Origin of the sequence: Pseudomonas sp. MWU349, from assembly GCF_017947325.1 — a bacterium.
GTDB lineage: Bacteria > Pseudomonadota > Gammaproteobacteria > Pseudomonadales > Pseudomonadaceae > Aquipseudomonas > Aquipseudomonas protegens.
In genome coordinates this window covers 794,930-810,155 of record NZ_JAFEVP010000003.1, presented here as the reverse complement: position 1 = coordinate 810,155, position 15,226 = coordinate 794,930, and the positions used below count along the sequence as shown (strand labels likewise).

14 protein-coding genes and 1 tRNA gene are annotated in these 15,226 nt (G+C 61.3%); 3 read left to right on the top strand and 12 right to left on the bottom strand.

What is annotated here, in order from left to right:
* Window positions 1–57: 57 nt before the first annotated feature.
* The 9 genes from KCG88_RS15835 to dapA form a co-directional block, all read right to left on the bottom strand.
* The gene (locus KCG88_RS15835) at window positions 58–816 is read right to left on the bottom strand and encodes a fimbria/pilus periplasmic chaperone (RefSeq protein WP_210712699.1); all 759 of its coding nucleotides are present in this window, start codon (window positions 814–816) and stop codon (window positions 58–60) included.
* A complete protein-coding gene (locus KCG88_RS15830; protein ID WP_210712698.1) occupies window positions 816–3,398 on the bottom strand; it encodes a fimbria/pilus outer membrane usher protein in 2,583 nt (860 codons plus the stop codon). The genes KCG88_RS15835 and KCG88_RS15830 overlap by 1 nt, the downstream gene beginning before the upstream one ends.
* A gap of 173 nt (window positions 3,399–3,571) precedes the next feature.
* Window positions 3,572–4,315, bottom strand: a complete 744-nt coding sequence (locus KCG88_RS15825; RefSeq protein WP_210712697.1) for a fimbria/pilus periplasmic chaperone — start codon at window positions 4,313–4,315, stop codon at window positions 3,572–3,574.
* Window positions 4,316–4,342: 27 nt separating this feature from the next.
* A complete protein-coding gene (locus KCG88_RS15820; protein ID WP_047284339.1) occupies window positions 4,343–4,909 on the bottom strand; it encodes a fimbrial protein in 567 nt (188 codons plus the stop codon).
* A gap of 574 nt (window positions 4,910–5,483) precedes the next feature.
* Window positions 5,484–5,573: transfer RNA gene (locus KCG88_RS15815), tRNA-Ser, on the bottom strand.
* Between the two features lie 84 nt (window positions 5,574–5,657).
* The gene (gene purC / locus KCG88_RS15810; RefSeq protein WP_011059799.1) at window positions 5,658–6,371 is read right to left on the bottom strand and encodes a phosphoribosylaminoimidazolesuccinocarboxamide synthase; all 714 of its coding nucleotides are present in this window, start codon (window positions 6,369–6,371) and stop codon (window positions 5,658–5,660) included.
* Between the two features lie 28 nt (window positions 6,372–6,399).
* Entirely contained in the window at window positions 6,400–7,158 is a 759-nt protein-coding gene (locus KCG88_RS15805; RefSeq protein WP_210712696.1) for an MBL fold metallo-hydrolase, read from the bottom strand.
* A 4-nt stretch (window positions 7,159–7,162) separates the two neighbouring features.
* Window positions 7,163–8,278 (bottom strand): outer membrane protein assembly factor BamC, encoded by a 1,116-nt coding sequence (gene bamC, locus KCG88_RS15800; protein WP_047284337.1) that lies wholly within the window; start codon window positions 8,276–8,278, stop codon window positions 7,163–7,165.
* A 17-nt stretch (window positions 8,279–8,295) separates the two neighbouring features.
* Window positions 8,296–9,174 carry a 4-hydroxy-tetrahydrodipicolinate synthase gene (gene dapA, locus KCG88_RS15795; RefSeq protein WP_047284336.1) on the bottom strand — a complete coding sequence of 293 codons (879 nt, stop codon included), beginning with the start codon at window positions 9,172–9,174 and terminating at the stop codon, window positions 8,296–8,298.
* Between the two features lie 326 nt (window positions 9,175–9,500).
* On the opposite strand from dapA, the gene KCG88_RS15790 reads away from it, so the two are divergent.
* Window positions 9,501–10,061: a glycine cleavage system protein R gene (locus KCG88_RS15790; RefSeq protein ID WP_011059795.1), complete on the top strand. Its 561-nt coding sequence runs from the start codon at window positions 9,501–9,503 to the stop codon at window positions 10,059–10,061.
* A gap of 10 nt (window positions 10,062–10,071) precedes the next feature.
* Window positions 10,072–10,545, top strand: coding sequence for a peroxiredoxin (locus KCG88_RS15785; RefSeq protein ID WP_016963908.1), 474 nt, complete (start codon window positions 10,072–10,074; stop codon window positions 10,543–10,545).
* Window positions 10,546–10,581: 36 nt separating this feature from the next.
* Here the strand turns inward: KCG88_RS15785 and KCG88_RS15780 are convergent, their stop codons facing one another.
* Both KCG88_RS15780 and KCG88_RS15775 read right to left on the bottom strand, forming a co-directional pair.
* Window positions 10,582–11,652, bottom strand: a complete 1,071-nt coding sequence (locus KCG88_RS15780) for an AI-2E family transporter (RefSeq protein WP_047284335.1) — start codon at window positions 11,650–11,652, stop codon at window positions 10,582–10,584.
* A 40-nt stretch (window positions 11,653–11,692) separates the two neighbouring features.
* The gene (locus KCG88_RS15775) at window positions 11,693–11,932 is read right to left on the bottom strand and encodes a sulfurtransferase TusA family protein (RefSeq protein WP_011059792.1); all 240 of its coding nucleotides are present in this window, start codon (window positions 11,930–11,932) and stop codon (window positions 11,693–11,695) included.
* Between the two features lie 232 nt (window positions 11,933–12,164).
* On the opposite strand from KCG88_RS15775, the gene KCG88_RS15770 reads away from it, so the two are divergent.
* Entirely contained in the window at window positions 12,165–13,598 is a 1,434-nt protein-coding gene (locus KCG88_RS15770) for a M48 family metalloprotease (protein ID WP_011059791.1), read from the top strand.
* 75 nt (window positions 13,599–13,673) lie between these two features.
* Here the strand turns inward: KCG88_RS15770 and KCG88_RS15765 are convergent, their stop codons facing one another.
* Window positions 13,674–15,104, bottom strand: coding sequence for a DegQ family serine endoprotease (locus KCG88_RS15765; protein WP_047284334.1), 1,431 nt, complete (start codon window positions 15,102–15,104; stop codon window positions 13,674–13,676).
* Between the last annotated feature and the right edge of the window lie 122 nt (window positions 15,105–15,226).

The following is a 15,226-nucleotide window of genomic DNA, read 5'->3' as shown; positions in this document are numbered from 1 at the left end:
CAGCGCCGTTCAAGGCCCCCCCCAAGCAGGCTGTTCGATGACGTGCCCAAGGCAACTTCAGTCTTGTATCCGCGCACTTCCACTCAGCGTCTCCCCGCTGTCAGTTGCTACTTGGTAATGAACCACCGCCTGATCCGGGGTAATTCCCTGCATGTCGGGCAGGGCGATCCGCGCCGAGCCAAAGGGCTCAACGGTGATCCCCTGCAAGGTGATCGAACGGGCGCCGCCGCCCAGTTCCAGCCCGGCGAAGGACACGTAGTACGGGGTCGGGTTACCGGCCTGCAGCGTCGCGCTACCCGCCCCCGCCGCCACAAGGCTCCAACGCAACTGGCGGACCGCTTCGTCAGCCTTGCCGGACAAGCCCTGGGGGCGGTACAGCAGCTTCATGCGCATGCGCGATGCCAGCCGCAGCAAGTCGTCCTTCGCGGCCGCCAGGGGCGGTACTTCAAGAAAGTTGATCCAGAACACCGACTCCCGATCGCCGGGCAATGGCTCGCCGCTGTAGCGCAGGACCAGGGCTGCGTTCTGCCTTGGCTCGAGCCGGGAGATGGGTGGCGACAGCACGAACGGCACCACCAGCGCGCTGGGGTCGACCTCGGCGTCGCCCTTGTCCAGCCAGGCCTGCAACAGGATCGGCGCACGGCCGCTATTGCCGACCCGAATGCTGATGGCCGGCTTGCCGGCGGGATAGATGAACCGTGTGCCGACAATCGACAGGTCGGCCTGGGCCCAGCCGCCGGACAAGGCCAGCAGCCCCAGCAGCCACCGGCAACCACGCAGGGAGCAAAGCCGGCCATATCCACCTTGATGACCCATCAAGGCCGCTCCTCTAGGGAACCTGCCGGCATCGCCCGGCAGGGGCGCTGAAGCACCACATAGCCCGTGGCGGAGGCCGGATCGCGGGGCGGCAACTGGTAGTCGATCAGGCACTGCTGATCCGGCTCCTGGCCCCACTCCACGCGAATCGTGCCCTGGTCCTGCTCGGTGCGCAGCACCAGGCGGCTGCCCTGGCCCACTGCCCCCAGCTCGGCACCGCCCTGGGCATCGACCGCCACGGCAGCAAACGGCAACTGCTGGCCATCGGGCTGCTGGCTGTCGATCAGCACCGCACGAGCCCTGCGGGTCGGGTAGGAAAGCATCACCACCGCCCCCGCCACCGGCGCCACATGGCGTGAGCTGAGCAGCAGCTCGACGTCGTCGGCAACGCCAGTGGGGTCGATGTCCACGGTGTTCAATTGATAGGGGCTCAGGCTGGAGACCACGGCATAGCCGCTTCCATCCACCCGCGTATCGGCATAGCCGACCCGGGCGCCCTTGGCATCGGGAGCATGCACCAGGCCCGTGGTTTCACTCAGGGTCTGGGCGAAGGTCAAGCCACCTGAATGCAGCACCATGCCCCCGGAAGCCCCCAGAGACTGCTGGCGATAGTCGCGGCCCTGGGAAAAGCTCGAACTCAGGGAAACCTCAGGCAGGAAATAATTGAGGCTGGCATTGGTCGAGGTTTCACCCTGGCGCTGGTCATGGGCGGCGGACAGCGCATAGGTGGCGTCGCCATCCTTGTCCAGTACACCGGAAATGCCGCTGGTGTAGTGCGCGCCAGAACGTTTGTCATGGCTGGCGTAGCTGTTGATCGTGGTACCTCGGCGCCCTTCCCGCCCCAGGGGGATCGACAGGCTGAAGCTGAAAAACGTGTTGTCAGCCCCCGCGCCTGCTCGCGAACCACTGCTGGAAGCCCGCATGCGCTGAGCCATGAAGGAGTAGCTGTTACCGCGCCACTGGTTGCTGTAGCCCATGGCGAAGTTCAGGGTCTGGCCCTGGCGATTCCAGTACTGGAGGCTGGAGCCCGTGGCATAGAGCTGCCCTGCGCCGTCGCCCAGTTGCTGGTTGATGTTGATATCCAGGCGGTCACGAAGCCGGGCGAAGGAGTCCACGCTCTCGCCCTGGTTGACGTGGTCCTGCAGGGTGATGGCGTCATGCAGGCCCAGGTAACCGCTGGTGGAATAGCGGTAAGCCAGCAATGAGAAGTTGGTCCCGCTGTTGGGCAGGTTCTTGCTGTAGGACAGGCGCACGCTTTGGCCCTGCATGCTGCCGCCCCGGGGCAGCTCGGTTCGGGCCTGGGTCAGGTCCAGGCCGAAAGCCCCGAGGGAAGTATTCAGTGCACTGCCGATCAGCGCCGACATGTAGCTGCCGGTGAGTGCCGTACCGGCATAACCGGTCAGTTGGTTATCCAGGCCGTAGTGCAGGGTGCCCTGGGCCACATATTGCTCACTGCCACCGAGCCCCGGGTTCGCCACCTTGCCCGCCGTCAGGCTGTAGCGTGAGGTGCCGGGGCGCAGGGTTTGCACGGTGGTGGCAAAAGGCACGGTAAAGCGGCTGGTCTGGCCGTTGGCCTCGGTGACCGTCACGTCCAGATCGCCACCAAAGCTCGCCGCTTGCAGGTCGGAAATCTCGAATGGCCCCGGCGCGACGGAAGTTTCGTAGATCAGATAGCCGCGCTGATAGACCGAGACCTTGGCGTTGGTGCTGGCCGTACCGCGGATCTGCGGTGCGTAGTAGCGCTGGCTCTCGGGCAGCATGCGTGGGTCGCTGGCCAGCCGGACACCGCGAAACGATACCGAGTCGAACAGATCGGCTTGGGTTGCGCTCTCTCCCACCAGCAACTGCGAGTGCCAGGCCGGCAGGTCGGTCTGGGCATAGATGTAACCGCGCTGATAATGGCCGCCCACCTCCGGCGACCAGGTGGCGGTGCCGCTGTGACGCAGGCGCCAGTCACCCAGGTTGAGCCCCAGGTTGAGTCCGGCATAGCCATCGGTCTGGCTTCGCCCATTGCTCTGGGAACTGAACAGGCTGGTGTTGTAGTTGAGCGTGGCCGCGGACACGCCGTAATCCCAGCTCGCCGGATCGACATAGGTTTTCGACAGGTTCTGCTGCAGGAAAAGCTGCGGCACCGACAACTCGATCTTCTGTTCCGCGATGTTGACGCGAGTGGTAGCACCTGGGATGTAGCTGCCCAGGTCGCCGCAAAACAGCCCATCGCCCATGAGAGGGTGAGAGGAATGGGTGCCCAGGCTCGCATCGGTCTTTTTCAAGTCGATACCCAACTGCTGCAACAACGAGCGGTCGTAGCACGGCTGGCTGCCCTGGGGGTCATCGCTGGCGCGGAACTGGATTTCCTGCAACGCCCGCCACTGACGGCTCACCAGCACATCAAGCAAGTACGTGCCGGGCGCCACATAGCCCAATTGTTGAAAGCGCGAGGTATCGATGGGAGTGCCCTTACCTTGAAATAGCATCTGGCTGTCGAACAACACATCCTGGCTGGCGCCCGTATCTGCGGCCTCCGCCGTTGCCGGCGCGATGCCGTCCTGGTCAGCCACCAGCACCATGGAATTGCTCATGAGCACCGCCGCCAGACACAGTGACTGCGTCGCCGGAACCCTTCTGCGGCCAGATGAAGACCCAGAACAGCTCGCACGCAAATGCCGATGGCACGGAATACGCGACATAACGAGGCTCCTGCCCCTCAAGAAAACCAAGCCACTGAAAAGCCCGCAGAAGTGGAGAGTCCCCGTCAAAGAAGCGACTTTTTCAGCAGGCCTCGGCCGCCGAAATCATCGATCACCTCATATTCAATTGATGCCTTGGCCGGCTGTGACGGAGCGCTCGCCGGCCAGGGGAAAGACTCATATCCGAACGGCGCGACCATGCCTGGCTTCAAATCGAATCGACGGCCTGCTACAGCAACTTCCATACGCCCGAAGGACACGTAATAAGGTGTTGGGTTGAACACTTTGATAACCGGAACTTTCGAAGTACCTGCTCGACTTAATTCCCACTTAAGCTTTTCGCCAGCCATGCCCGCATTGCCAATCAAGTTTTCAGGACGGAAGAAAATCTTGATCCGAGTCCTGAATGCAAACTGCAATACGTTCTCGTCCTGTTTTCGCCGTGGTGGCGTTTCCAGTACATTCAGCCAGAACAATGACTCGCGATCTTTTGCCAAGGGCTCTTTTGAATAAGACACACGCAATATTGCCGAACCGCCCGCTTCTACGCGGCTGACTGCAGGTGCCAGAAGAAAAGGAACCTTGATTTCTTCAGGGGACTTATTGGCATCACCTTCATCGATCCAACTTTGCGCCAATAACGCCACAGAGCCGGTGTTACTCAACTTCAATGTAACTTCTCGAGCATCTGCTGGATAAACCAGGCGAGTACCTTCCAGTACTATCCCGGCATGCGCGACCCCCGACAGTATCCCCAGGAACATGACACCGATAACGAGAGAATGAACAAAACGCGCTGTCGGCGTCATGACCTGCCCCTTAATAACTAACTGCTGTTATTGGTACGCAAGGGTGTAGCGGATGTAGGACACGCCCGAACCTGCACCGACGGTGGCTTCAGTAGATACGTAAGCGGCCTTGTACTTCAGGGTTGCTTCCTTGTCGGTGGAGATCGTAGCGATCTGCGGGGATGCCTCGGCTTGGCCCAGGACGATTTTCTGCGGGGTGGTGTCATGGTCGTTATAGACCTCGATCTGCACGCCCGTTGCAGGCTTGCTACCGATCAGCTTGAGGTTGCCGGAGGCTGGGTCGACGTTGCCGAGTTGGTCGAACTCGATGGAGACCTTCTTACCAGCGGTGCAGTTGGCACCCGAGAGTTGCAGTACGAACGGCACCAGTGGAGACCTCGCACCGATCTTGTCAAACACAGTAGGCTTGATAGTGCCGAGTTCAACGTTGGTTTCGTTACCTTCGCCCGGAGCCTTGCCGTTGATATCGCAGGTGGTGTCAGAGATGCTGCCACTGAACTTCACCACGCCATCGGTAGCCTGGGCAAAGGATGGAATCAATGCTGCCAGCATCAACCCGGAAGTTGCCATGGACAAGAGAGTCTTGCGTTTCATCTGATTTCCTTTTCCAAATGACTATAAGGAAGTAACAACAAAACACTTCTCTCCATAAGCAACCGACAATAATACTGCCGTCTGCCTGGAAGAGCGGATTTGCCTGCCCTTATAAAAGTTAATTAATGCTGCTTGTTTCCGGCACCCCGACCGGCTTGAGTTACAAGTTCGGAGCGGGTCTGCCAGCAGCGACCAAGCATATAGAAGAGTCGATTTATTTGGATCCAGATCACTACAGCATGATTTCCGGGAATGCTCCCGCAGAGAAACAGGAAATTTCTCGAAATGGGAAAACGACTTGAACAACAGACAAACGAAAGTTATTCGTCAATAGCAACTTTCTAGAATAGAAATCCAATACCCGATAACAGCACCAAGTATTGTGGACTATTGATATTTGGCCACGCATCGCCGAATCGGCCGGGCACAGGACACACTGATTCCGCCAGCGCTGACAGTCCGGCAAAAGGCGTTGCTGGAAAACGAGGGAGGGGGGAACGCACGGCCCGGGGCAGCCGATTGCGAGCAACAAAAAAGCCCCGGAAATCGATGATTTCCGGGGCTTTCATTTGTATGGCGGAGAGATAGGGATTCGAACCCTAGGTACCGGTGAAGGTACAACGGATTTCGAATCCGTCCCATTCGGCCACTCTGGCATCTCTCCAACGGCGCGCATCATAACAGCACCTTTGCTCGAAGCGAAGCCCCCCGAGCAAATTTTTTCCGTGCTATCAGATGCTTGCGTTAATTACAGCGGTACGCCGAGGCGCTGGGCCACTTCTTCGTAGGCTTCGATCACATCGCCCAGGCCCTGGCGGAAGCGGTCCTTGTCCATCTTCTTCTTGGTGTCCTTGTCCCACAGACGGCAACCGTCCGGGCTGAACTCGTCGCCCAGGACGATGGAGCCGTCGCTGAACACGCCGAACTCCAGCTTGAAGTCCACCAGCAAGAGGCCGGCGTCATCGAACAGCTTGCTCAGCACTTCATTGACCTTGAGCGACAGCTCTTTCATGCGCGCCAGTTGCTCGGCAGTGCCCCAGCCGAATGCCACCACGTGGGATTCGTTGATGAACGGGTCGCCCTTGGCGTCGTCCTTGAGGAACAGCTCGAAGGTGTAGGGGTTGAGCTTCATGCCCTCTTCCACGCCCAGGCGCTTGACCAGGCTGCCGGCGGCGTAGTTGCGCACCACGCACTCCACCGGAATCATGTCGAGCTTCTTCACCAGGCATTCGTTGTCGCCCAGCAGCTTGTCGAACTGGGTCGGCACGCCGGCGGCTTCGAGTTTCTGCATGATGAAGGCGTTGAACTTGTTGTTCACCATCCCCTTGCGGTCCAGCTGCTCGATGCGCTTGCCGTCGAACGCCGAGGTGTCGTTGCGAAACAGCAGGATCAAGCGGTCGGCGTCGTCGGTCTTGTAAACCGATTTGGCTTTGCCGCGGTAGAGTTCTTCACGTTTTTCCATGATGGGCTCCGCTTGCTAAGTAGGTGGGCTAGGCGATGTGGCGCCAGTCGAGCCCTGAATCTTGATCGGCCAGTTGCAGCCAGTCCGGGTCGCACCCGAGGGTGTCGACAAAACATTGCCGGGCCAGCTGCGGCAGGTTGTTCTTGCTGCTCAGATGAGCCAGGACCAGATGCTGCAGGTCCTGCCATCCCAATTCGGCCACCAGGCTTGCGGCCTGATGGTTGTTCAAATGTCCCAGGTCGCCGCCAACCCGCTGCTTGAGAAAGTACGGGTAATAACCCCGTGCCAGCCGATCCCGGCAATGGTTGGCCTCGATCATCAAGGCATCCAGGCCACGGTAGCCTTCCAGCACACCGACGCAGTAGGAGCCGAGGTCGGTCAGCAGGCCGAAGCGCCGCTGGCCATCACTGAAGACAAATTGCGTAGGTTCCTGGGCGTCGTGGGCCACGGCAATCACGTCGATGCGCAAGGCGCCGATCTGCAGCGACTCGCCACCGCGGACAAAACCCGCGACCTCCACCGGTTTGCGCATCCCGCGCAAGGTGCCCTGGCTGAGGTAGACCGGTAGATTGTAGCGCCGAGACAGCAAACCCACGCCATGCACGTGGTCGGCATGTTCGTGGGTTACCAGGATGGCGCTCAGCTGCGCGGGATCGACTCCCAGACGCAGCAGGCGCCGCTCGGTTTCCCGCAGGGAGAAACCACAATCCACCAGAACGCAGGTGTCGGCACTGACGATCAGCGTGCCATTCCCTTGGCTACCACTGCCGAGAACGGCAAAACGCATCGGATCAGCCCAGGTTGTCCTGAATCACGCCCAACACTTTGCGTGCCACATCGGCCGGCGCCACGGTGTTGATGTTCTTCTCGACGGTAACCTGGACGTTCTCGCCCACCTTGCTCAGGCGAACCTGATAGCGCTCGGCACGGGCTTCGATCTCTTCCTTGGCCGGCTTGCTGCCGAACAACTTGCCGAAGAAGCCCGGCTCGTCGTCTTTCTTCTCGGCTTTTTCCGCCAGGTTGATGTAGTACAGGCCCAAGCTGCGGTTGATGTCCTCAACCCGCCATTCGCCCTGCTCCAGGGCACGGCCAACGCTGGACCAGGCGCGGTCGAGGTCGGCGCCCAGGTTCAGCACCGGGTTGCCGCTGCCATCCTCGCTGAGGCTGACCCGGCTCGGGGTATCGAAATCCCGGGCCGCCAGCAGAGAAACCGAGCCGCCCTTCTCGGACGTGCGGCTCATGCTTGCCAGCATGTCGTCCACCAGCGCTGCGTCCAGGCCGGTGTTGACCGAACGGTTGGTGAACTCCACATCGGCGGTGCTGCCGGCAGGGCGCTCGGCGCTGACCACATAGACTTCACTGGTGTTGCGCTGCACGCCTGGCTCGATGCGTACCCGCACGCGGGTTTCGCTGTTGGCGGCGACGCCGGCACTGCTCAGGCGCTTGGCCACGGCAGCGGAAAGCTCGTCGGAGCGCTGCCAGCTGGTGGTGAACTCACCGGTTTGCGGGCGCTGCTGATCCAGGCGGAAACCGTTGTCCTGGAAGAACTGCACCGCCACTGGCCAGACTTCGGCCGGTGGATGCTGGGCCATGACCCAACGCGAATCGCCGCTCTTTTGCAGGGTGTAGTCGCTGGCATCGGCAATGGCCGACAGCGGCTGTGGACGAGGCACTTCGTACTCGCCCTTGACGTTGTCGTCGGCCACGTTGCGTGGAATCGGCAGCAGAGGGTCCAGACGCTTGGCGGTCTGTACATCCGGCGGCAATTGCATCGGTGCTGTTTGTTGCGCTTGCAGGTAATCGCTACCCCGGTCACGGAAGTAGCCTTCCGGGCCCCAGATCCAACCGCAGCCACTGGTGCTGGAGATAATCAAGGCAAGTGCGGAAAGTCCGGCCATTCGCTTCATGCGTTGTACTTCCTCAATTAAACCAAGACGCCGGACTGGCGCATGGCCTGCCGCAGCGGTTCGTGACAGGCGGCACTGAGCCAGGTGAGCGGCAGACGGATACCGTCCGGCATCAAGCCCATTTCGTGCAGGGCCCATTTCACGGGAATAGGGTTGGATTCGATGAACAGCGTCTTGTTCAGCGGCATCAGGGTCTCGTGGATCGCCCGGGCCTTGGCGGCATCGCCGGCCATGGCCGCGGCGCACATCTGGCTCATGGCCCGTGGCGCGACGTTGGCGGTTACCGAGATATTGCCCTTGCCGCCCAGCAGGATCAGCTCGACTGCGGTGGCGTCGTCGCCGGAGTACACCAGGAAATCGCTGGGCACGCCGGCCAGGATGGCCTTGGCACGCTCCAGGTCGCCGGTGGCTTCCTTGATCCCGATGATGTTCTTCACGCTGGACAGGCGGATCACGGTCTCGGCCTGCATGTCGCATGCGGTACGGCCCGGAACGTTGTAGAGGATCTGCGGGATGTCCACGGCCTCGGCAATGGCGCGGAAATGCTGGTACAGGCCTTCCTGGGTCGGCTTGTTGTAGTACGGGGTCACCAGCAGGCACGCATCGGCGCCGGCGATCTTCGCATTGGTGGTCAGCTCGATCGCTTCGCGCGTCGAGTTGGCGCCGGTACCGGCAATCACCGGAATGCGCCCTGCAACCTGGGTGACCACCCGACGAATCACTTCGATGTGCTCGTTCACATCCAGGGTGGCCGACTCACCTGTGGTGCCGACCGCCACGATGGCGTTGGTGCCCTCTTGCAGGTGGAAGTCCACCAGTTTGCTCAGGCTGTCCCAGTCGAGATTTCCCTGTGCATCCATGGGTGTGACCAGTGCCACCATACTGCCCGCAATCATGCAACCGCTCCTGCCGGAAAAAGAGAGCGGTAATGGTACTGGCGCCAAGTTCCTTGCACAAGCGAAGTCCCGCGCCATGAGCATTCCCCTGAGCGATGGTTTTCGCTACCCTTCAGGCTTTGATCGCTACTGATAAGCGTGTAGACCGGGTTATCGCCTGCCTGTTGGATCTGCAAAGCCCCATTCCCGCGTTGCCAGCCTGTGTTCCGAGCGTTTCGGGGCCAGTCGCCGGCTTGTGGTCCGAGGCCTTGAAGTTCCGCCGGCGACGCTTGCCCGGTACAGGCTTGTCAAAAAGTACCGACCGCTCATCGCTTTAGGAATGCTGCATGTCCACCCCCACAGTTCGCGAACAATTCCTTGTCATCAGTGCCCTCGGCGCCAACCCCATGGAGCTGACCAACGTCCTGTGCCGCGCCAGCCATGAAAACCGCTGCGCCGTGGTGACGTCGCGCCTGACCCGGCATGGCGAGTGCAGCGCGCTGGTTCTGGAGATTTCCGGCAGCTGGGACGCCCTGGCGCGCCTGGAAAGCAGCCTGCCGTTCCTGGCCAAGAAACATGCCTTCACGGTCAACGTGGTGCGCAGCGCCGCCCTGGAAAGCCGCCCCCAGGCCCTGCCTTACGTGGCCTACGTCAGCGCCGCGTACCGCTCGGACATCGTCAATGAGCTGTGCCAGTTCTTCATCGACCATCAGGTCGAGCTGGAAAACCTCACCTGCGATACCTACCAGGCTCCACAAACTGGCGGCACCATGCTCAACGCCACCTTCACCGTGACCCTGCCCGCCGGCACCCAGATCAGCTGGTTGCGCGATCAGTTCCTGGATTTTGCCGATGCCATGAACCTCGATGCGCTGATCGAACCCTGGCGCCCACAGAACCCCATGTAAGGAAGCTCCCATGGCCGTTGCTATCGACCAACCCGTCACCGATTTCCAGGCCCCCGCCACCAGCGGCCAGACCGTCAGCCTGTCCGGCCTCAAGGGCAAGCAAGTGGTGATCTACTTCTATCCCAAGGACAGCACCCCGGGCTGCACCACCGAGGGCCAGGGTTTTCGCGATCAATACGCCGCCTTCCAGGCTGCCAATACCGAAGTCTTCGGCGTTTCCCGCGACAGCCTGAAGTCCCACGAGAACTTCAAGTGCAAGCAGGAATTCCCCTTCGAACTGATCAGCGACAAGGACGAAGCCGTTTGCCAGCTGTTCGACGTGATCAAGCTGAAGAAGCTCTACGGCAAGGAATACCTGGGTGTGGACCGCAGCACCTTCCTCATCGACAAGGACGGTGTGCTGCGCCAGGAATGGCGCGGGGTGAAGGTCCCGGGCCACGTCGACGCCGTACTGGCCGCGGCCCAGGCCCTGAACAAGGCCTGAAATGACCGGGGCGGCTGAATCAGCCGCCCCGCGTACCTAGAGTAAAGGCGCCACCACCGGGTCCTTCCTGGGCCAGGCATCCAGCACTGCCTTGAACAGGGTAGCCAGGGGAATCGCAAAGAATATCCCCCAGAACCCCCACAGCCCGCCAAACAGCAGCACCGCACAGATGATCGCCACCGGGTGCAGGTTCACCGCGCCGGAGAACAGCAGCGGCACCAGCACGTTGCCATCCAGGGTCTGGATGATCCCGTAGACCGCCATCAGGTAGATGAACTGGTCGCTCCAGCCCCACTGGAACAGCGCAATCAGCGCCACCGGTACCGTTACCACCACGGCGCCGACATAGGGCACCACCACCGAGATCCCCACCAGCAGAGCCAGCAGGGCCGCGTAGTTCAGGCCCAGGGCGACGAAGGCGATGTAGGTCACCCCGCCACAGATGACGATCTCGATGACCTTGCCGCGAATGTAGTTGGCGATCTGCCGGTTCATTTCATGGGCCACGCGAGTAATCAGCGTACGCTCGCGGGGCAGATAGCTGATCACCCAACGGCTGATCATCGCCCGATCCTTGAGGAAGAAGAACACCAGGATCGGCACCAGTACCAGGTAGATCATGATGTTCACCAGCAAGGGCAGGCTGGAGAGGGAGAAGGTCAGCGCCCACTGGCCAAACTTGCCGATCTCGCCCCGGGCCACTTCGATGGCCTGCAGCACCTGCTCGTCGGACACAAGGTGCGGGTAGCGCTCGGGCAACAGCAGCAACAGCGACTGCCACTTGGCGAGCATGCCCGGCAGCTCGTTGAACAGGGTGATCAACTGATGCCAGAGCAAGGGCACCACCACCAGGATGAACACCAGCAGCAGCCCCATGAACAGGGCGAACACCAGCCCCACGGCCGCCCCGCCAGGCAGGCGCAGCCGCTCCAGGCTCACCACCAGCCCCTGCATCAGGTAGGCCAGGACCATCCCAGCCAGCACCGGCGCGAGCATGCCGCCCAGGGTCAGGACGGCAGTGAAGGCCAGAAACAGCAGAACGGCCAGCACCACCGCCTCTTCATCCGAGAAGTAGCGCTGAATCCAGTCACGTAGCACTTTGAACATCGATGTTCCTTAGATGAAGGCCCTCAAGGGCAGACTGCACTCAAGCCTTTTTCAACCAGTAGCGATACACCCCGGCCTCGTCCTCTTCGCGCAGCAGGGTATGACCGGCCAGGCGGGCGAAAGTGCGGAAGTCACGCTGGGAGCCAGCATCGGTGGCAATGACCTTGAGTACCGCGCCACTGGCCAGGCGATTGAGTTCCATCTTGGCCTTGAGCAGCGGCAGCGGGCAGTTCAGGCCGCTGGCGTCCAGCTCGGCATCATGGGCGACAACATCGGTCATTGGGTTACTCCGATCATCAATTCAAGGCGTCTAGAATACCCTGCAAGCCAGGCCTGCCGGCAATAAAGAAGCCCGACACCAGAGCACTGCTGCGCCCTGCCGATACCACGATCAGATAGACGCCGGAATCCACCCAAAAGCACTTTTTATCCTCAGAGTTTTCACTGCCTTTGTCTGGTCCCCGGCCAGGTGTCCAGCTACAGTAGAGCCTTTGTCGATTAAGGCTTTGTGCATGAATGTATTGCGCCCTACCCTGCTGACGCTCGCTTGCCTGCTCGCCTCACCGGGCTTCGCCGACGACCTGCCGTCACTCGGTGATGCCAGTTCAGCCATTGTCTCTCCGCAACAGGAATACCAACTGGGCCGTGCCTGGCTGGCGTTGCTGCGCAGCCAGGTTTCGCAGCTCAACGACCCGCAACTCAAGGACTATGTCGAAACCAGCGTCTACAAACTGGTGGAGACCAGCCAGGTCAACGACCGGCGCCTGGAGTTCATCCTGATCAACAGCCCGCAGCTCAACGCCTTCGCCGCTCCCGGGGGAATCATCGGGGTCAATGGCGGGCTGTTCCTCAATGCCCAGACCGAAGGCGAGTACGCCTCGGTGCTGGCACACGAACTGGCGCACCTTTCCCAGCGCCACTTCGCCCGAGGGGTCGAAGCCCAGCAGCGCATGCAGGTGCCGATGATGGCCGCCCTGCTGGCCGGGATCGTGATTGCCGCCGCTGGCGCCGGGGACGCGGGGATCGCCACCATCGCCGGCACCCAGGCCGCGGCCATCCAGGAACAGCGGCGCTTCTCCCGGCAGAACGAGCAGGAAGCCGACCGCATCGGCATCCTCAACCTGGAAAAGGCCGGCTACGACCCGCGCTCGATGCCCACCATGTTCGAACGCCTGATGCGCCAGTACCGCTTCGATGCCAAGCCGCCGGAATTTCTCCTGACTCACCCGGTGACCGAATCGCGGATCGCCGACACCCGAAACCGTGCCGAACAGGCCAGGCAAGGCGGCACCGAAGACAGCCTGCGCTACCAGTTGATCCGCGCCCGGGTGCAACTGACCTATGAGGAATCGCCAGGGCTGGCCGCCAAGCGCTTTCGCGCGCAGCTCGATGAGAACCCCAAGAACGACATCGCCCGCTACGGCCTGGCCATCGCCCAGATCAAGGGCAGCCAGTGGAACGAAGCACGGGAAAACCTCAAGCCCCTGCTGGCCAAGTCGCCCAACGACGTGACCTACAACCTGGCTCAGATCGAACTGGACATGGCCAACAGCCGCCTGCCGGACGCGCAGACTCGGGTCGAAAGGATGCTCAACCTGTACCCAGGCAATTACCCCTTGAACCAGATCCGCGTGGACCTGCTGCTCAAGCAGAACCGCCCGGCCGATGCCGAAAAGGCCCTGGAAGGCCTGCTGAAAAGCCGCCCGGACGACCCGGATGTCTGGTACCTGGTGGCGGAAACCCGCGGCCTGTCGGGCAATATCATCGGCCTGCACCAGGCCCGGGCCGAGTACTTCGCCCTAGTGGGTGACTATCGCCAGGCCATCCAGCAGCTGGACTTCGCCAAGCGTCGGGCCGGCAGCAACTTCCCCCTGTCGTCGAGGATCGACGCTCGCCAGCGCGAGATGATGGACCAGGAACAGATGGTCAAGGACATGATGCGCTGACATTGATGCCAGCCACAAAAAAGCCCGCCTCTTACGAGGCGGGCTTTTTATTGTGCAACCTCAGGGGCTGGCGAATTACTCGGCCAGCTTGAAGGTGATGAAGCTGGCTCGACCCTGACGCAGTACCCGCATGGAGACCGAGCGGTTCTTCGGCAATGCCTTGGCGATTTCAGTGAACTCCTTCGCCGAGGTGATCGCCTGATTGTTCAGGTGAGTGATCACGTCGCCCGGCTGCAGGCCGATCAGCGCCGCAGGACCGTCCTGGACTTCCTTGATGACTACACCACCCTTTAGGTCGAAGGCTTTCTTCTGCTCATCGTTGAGCTCGACCACCGCGACACCCAGACGGTTGCTGCTGCGCTCGACACCCGACTTGGGCAGCATGCTCAGGTCTTTGTCTTCTTCAGGAATAGCGCCGACGGTCAGCTCGACATTCTTGCGCTTGCCGTCGCGGATCACTTCCAGATTGGCCTTGGCCCCGGCCTTCAGCGCGCCTACCAGGTGCGGCAGGTCGGCTGACATGACGATGGGCTGGCCATTGAGGCTTAGGATCACGTCACCCACTTGCAGGCCACCCTTGGCCGCCGGGCCATCATCCTGGATCTGTGCCACCAGCGCGCCGGCTGGTTTCTCCAGGCCGAAAGATTCAGCCAGGTCCTTGTTGACCTCCTGGATCACCACGCCAAGCCAGCCACGGCTGACTTTGCCACCGGTTTTCAGCTGGTTGGAAACGTCCATCGCCACATCGATCGGGATGGCGAAAGACACCCCCATGAAACCACCGGAGCGGGTGTAGATCTGCGAGTTGATCCCCACCACTTCACCCGCCAGGTTGAACAGCGGGCCACCAGAGTTGCCCGGGTTGATCGGCACGTCGGTCTGGATGAACGGCACGTAGTTTTCGTTCGGCAGGCTGCGACCGATGGCACTGACGATACCCTGGGTCACGGTATGGTCGAAGCCGAACGGCGAGCCGATGGCCACCACCCACTGGCCGGCCTTGAGGTCCTGGGATTTGCCCAGTTTCAGCACCGGCAGGTCTTTGCCGTCGATTTTCAGCAGCGCCACGTCGGAGCGTGGATCGGTACCGATCAGCTTGGCTTTCAGTTCACTGCGATCGGCCAGACGCACAAGAATTTCGTCCGCATCGGCAATCACGTGGTTGTTGGTGAGGATGTAGCCGTCCGCGGAGATGATGAACCCGGAACCCAGCGACTGCGCTTCGCGCTGACGATCCCCGCGCGGAGAGCGTTGCTGGGGCATGCCCCGTTCGAAGAACTCGCGCAGCATTGGCGGCAGGCCTTCGAGGTCGGGCATCTGCGCCGAGTTGGAAACCCGGCGATCCGGCAGTTTCTGCGTGGTACTGATGTTCACTACCGCAGGCGAGGCCTGCTCGACCAGTTGGGTGAAATCAGGTAGCTCGGCCGCCTGGGCAGAAACGGCCTGCCCAAGCACCAGCACGGTGGCAAGAATGGTGAAGTAGGACTTCAAGCGTGGTATCGACATACGGCTCCCGTTACGACGAGCGTGGTTAAGCGATATGGAACAGCAAATACCGAAACTGCAGGGGCGGCATCTTTGTTCCAGGAACGACAAATAAGGTCAGAACCGAGGGGGTTCTGACCTAT

Bases quoted from the DNA above. Each gene is read 5' to 3' on its own strand.
- KCG88_RS15835 (WP_210712699.1), bottom strand. From the start codon at position 816: ATGGGTCATCAAGGTGGATATGGCCGGCTTTGCTCCCTGCGTGGTTGC.
- KCG88_RS15830 (WP_210712698.1), bottom strand. From the start codon at position 3,398: ATGAGCAATTCCATGGTGCTGGTGGCTGACCAGGACGGCATCGCGCCG.
- KCG88_RS15825 (WP_210712697.1), bottom strand. From the start codon at position 4,315: ATGACGCCGACAGCGCGTTTTGTTCATTCTCTCGTTATCGGTGTCATG.
- KCG88_RS15820 (WP_047284339.1), bottom strand. From the start codon at position 4,909: ATGAAACGCAAGACTCTCTTGTCCATGGCAACTTCCGGGTTGATGCTG.
- purC (WP_011059799.1), bottom strand. From the start codon at position 6,371: ATGGAAAAACGTGAAGAACTCTACCGCGGCAAAGCCAAATCGGTTTAC.
- KCG88_RS15805 (WP_210712696.1), bottom strand. From the start codon at position 7,158: ATGCGTTTTGCCGTTCTCGGCAGTGGTAGCCAAGGGAATGGCACGCTG.
- bamC (WP_047284337.1), bottom strand. From the start codon at position 8,278: ATGAAGCGAATGGCCGGACTTTCCGCACTTGCCTTGATTATCTCCAGC.
- dapA (WP_047284336.1), bottom strand. From the start codon at position 9,174: ATGATTGCGGGCAGTATGGTGGCACTGGTCACACCCATGGATGCACAG.
- KCG88_RS15790 (WP_011059795.1), top strand. From the start codon at position 9,501: ATGTCCACCCCCACAGTTCGCGAACAATTCCTTGTCATCAGTGCCCTC.
- KCG88_RS15785 (WP_016963908.1), top strand. From the start codon at position 10,072: ATGGCCGTTGCTATCGACCAACCCGTCACCGATTTCCAGGCCCCCGCC.
- KCG88_RS15780 (WP_047284335.1), bottom strand. From the start codon at position 11,652: ATGTTCAAAGTGCTACGTGACTGGATTCAGCGCTACTTCTCGGATGAA.
- KCG88_RS15775 (WP_011059792.1), bottom strand. From the start codon at position 11,932: ATGACCGATGTTGTCGCCCATGATGCCGAGCTGGACGCCAGCGGCCTG.
- KCG88_RS15770 (WP_011059791.1), top strand. From the start codon at position 12,165: ATGAATGTATTGCGCCCTACCCTGCTGACGCTCGCTTGCCTGCTCGCC.
- KCG88_RS15765 (WP_047284334.1), bottom strand. From the start codon at position 15,104: ATGTCGATACCACGCTTGAAGTCCTACTTCACCATTCTTGCCACCGTG.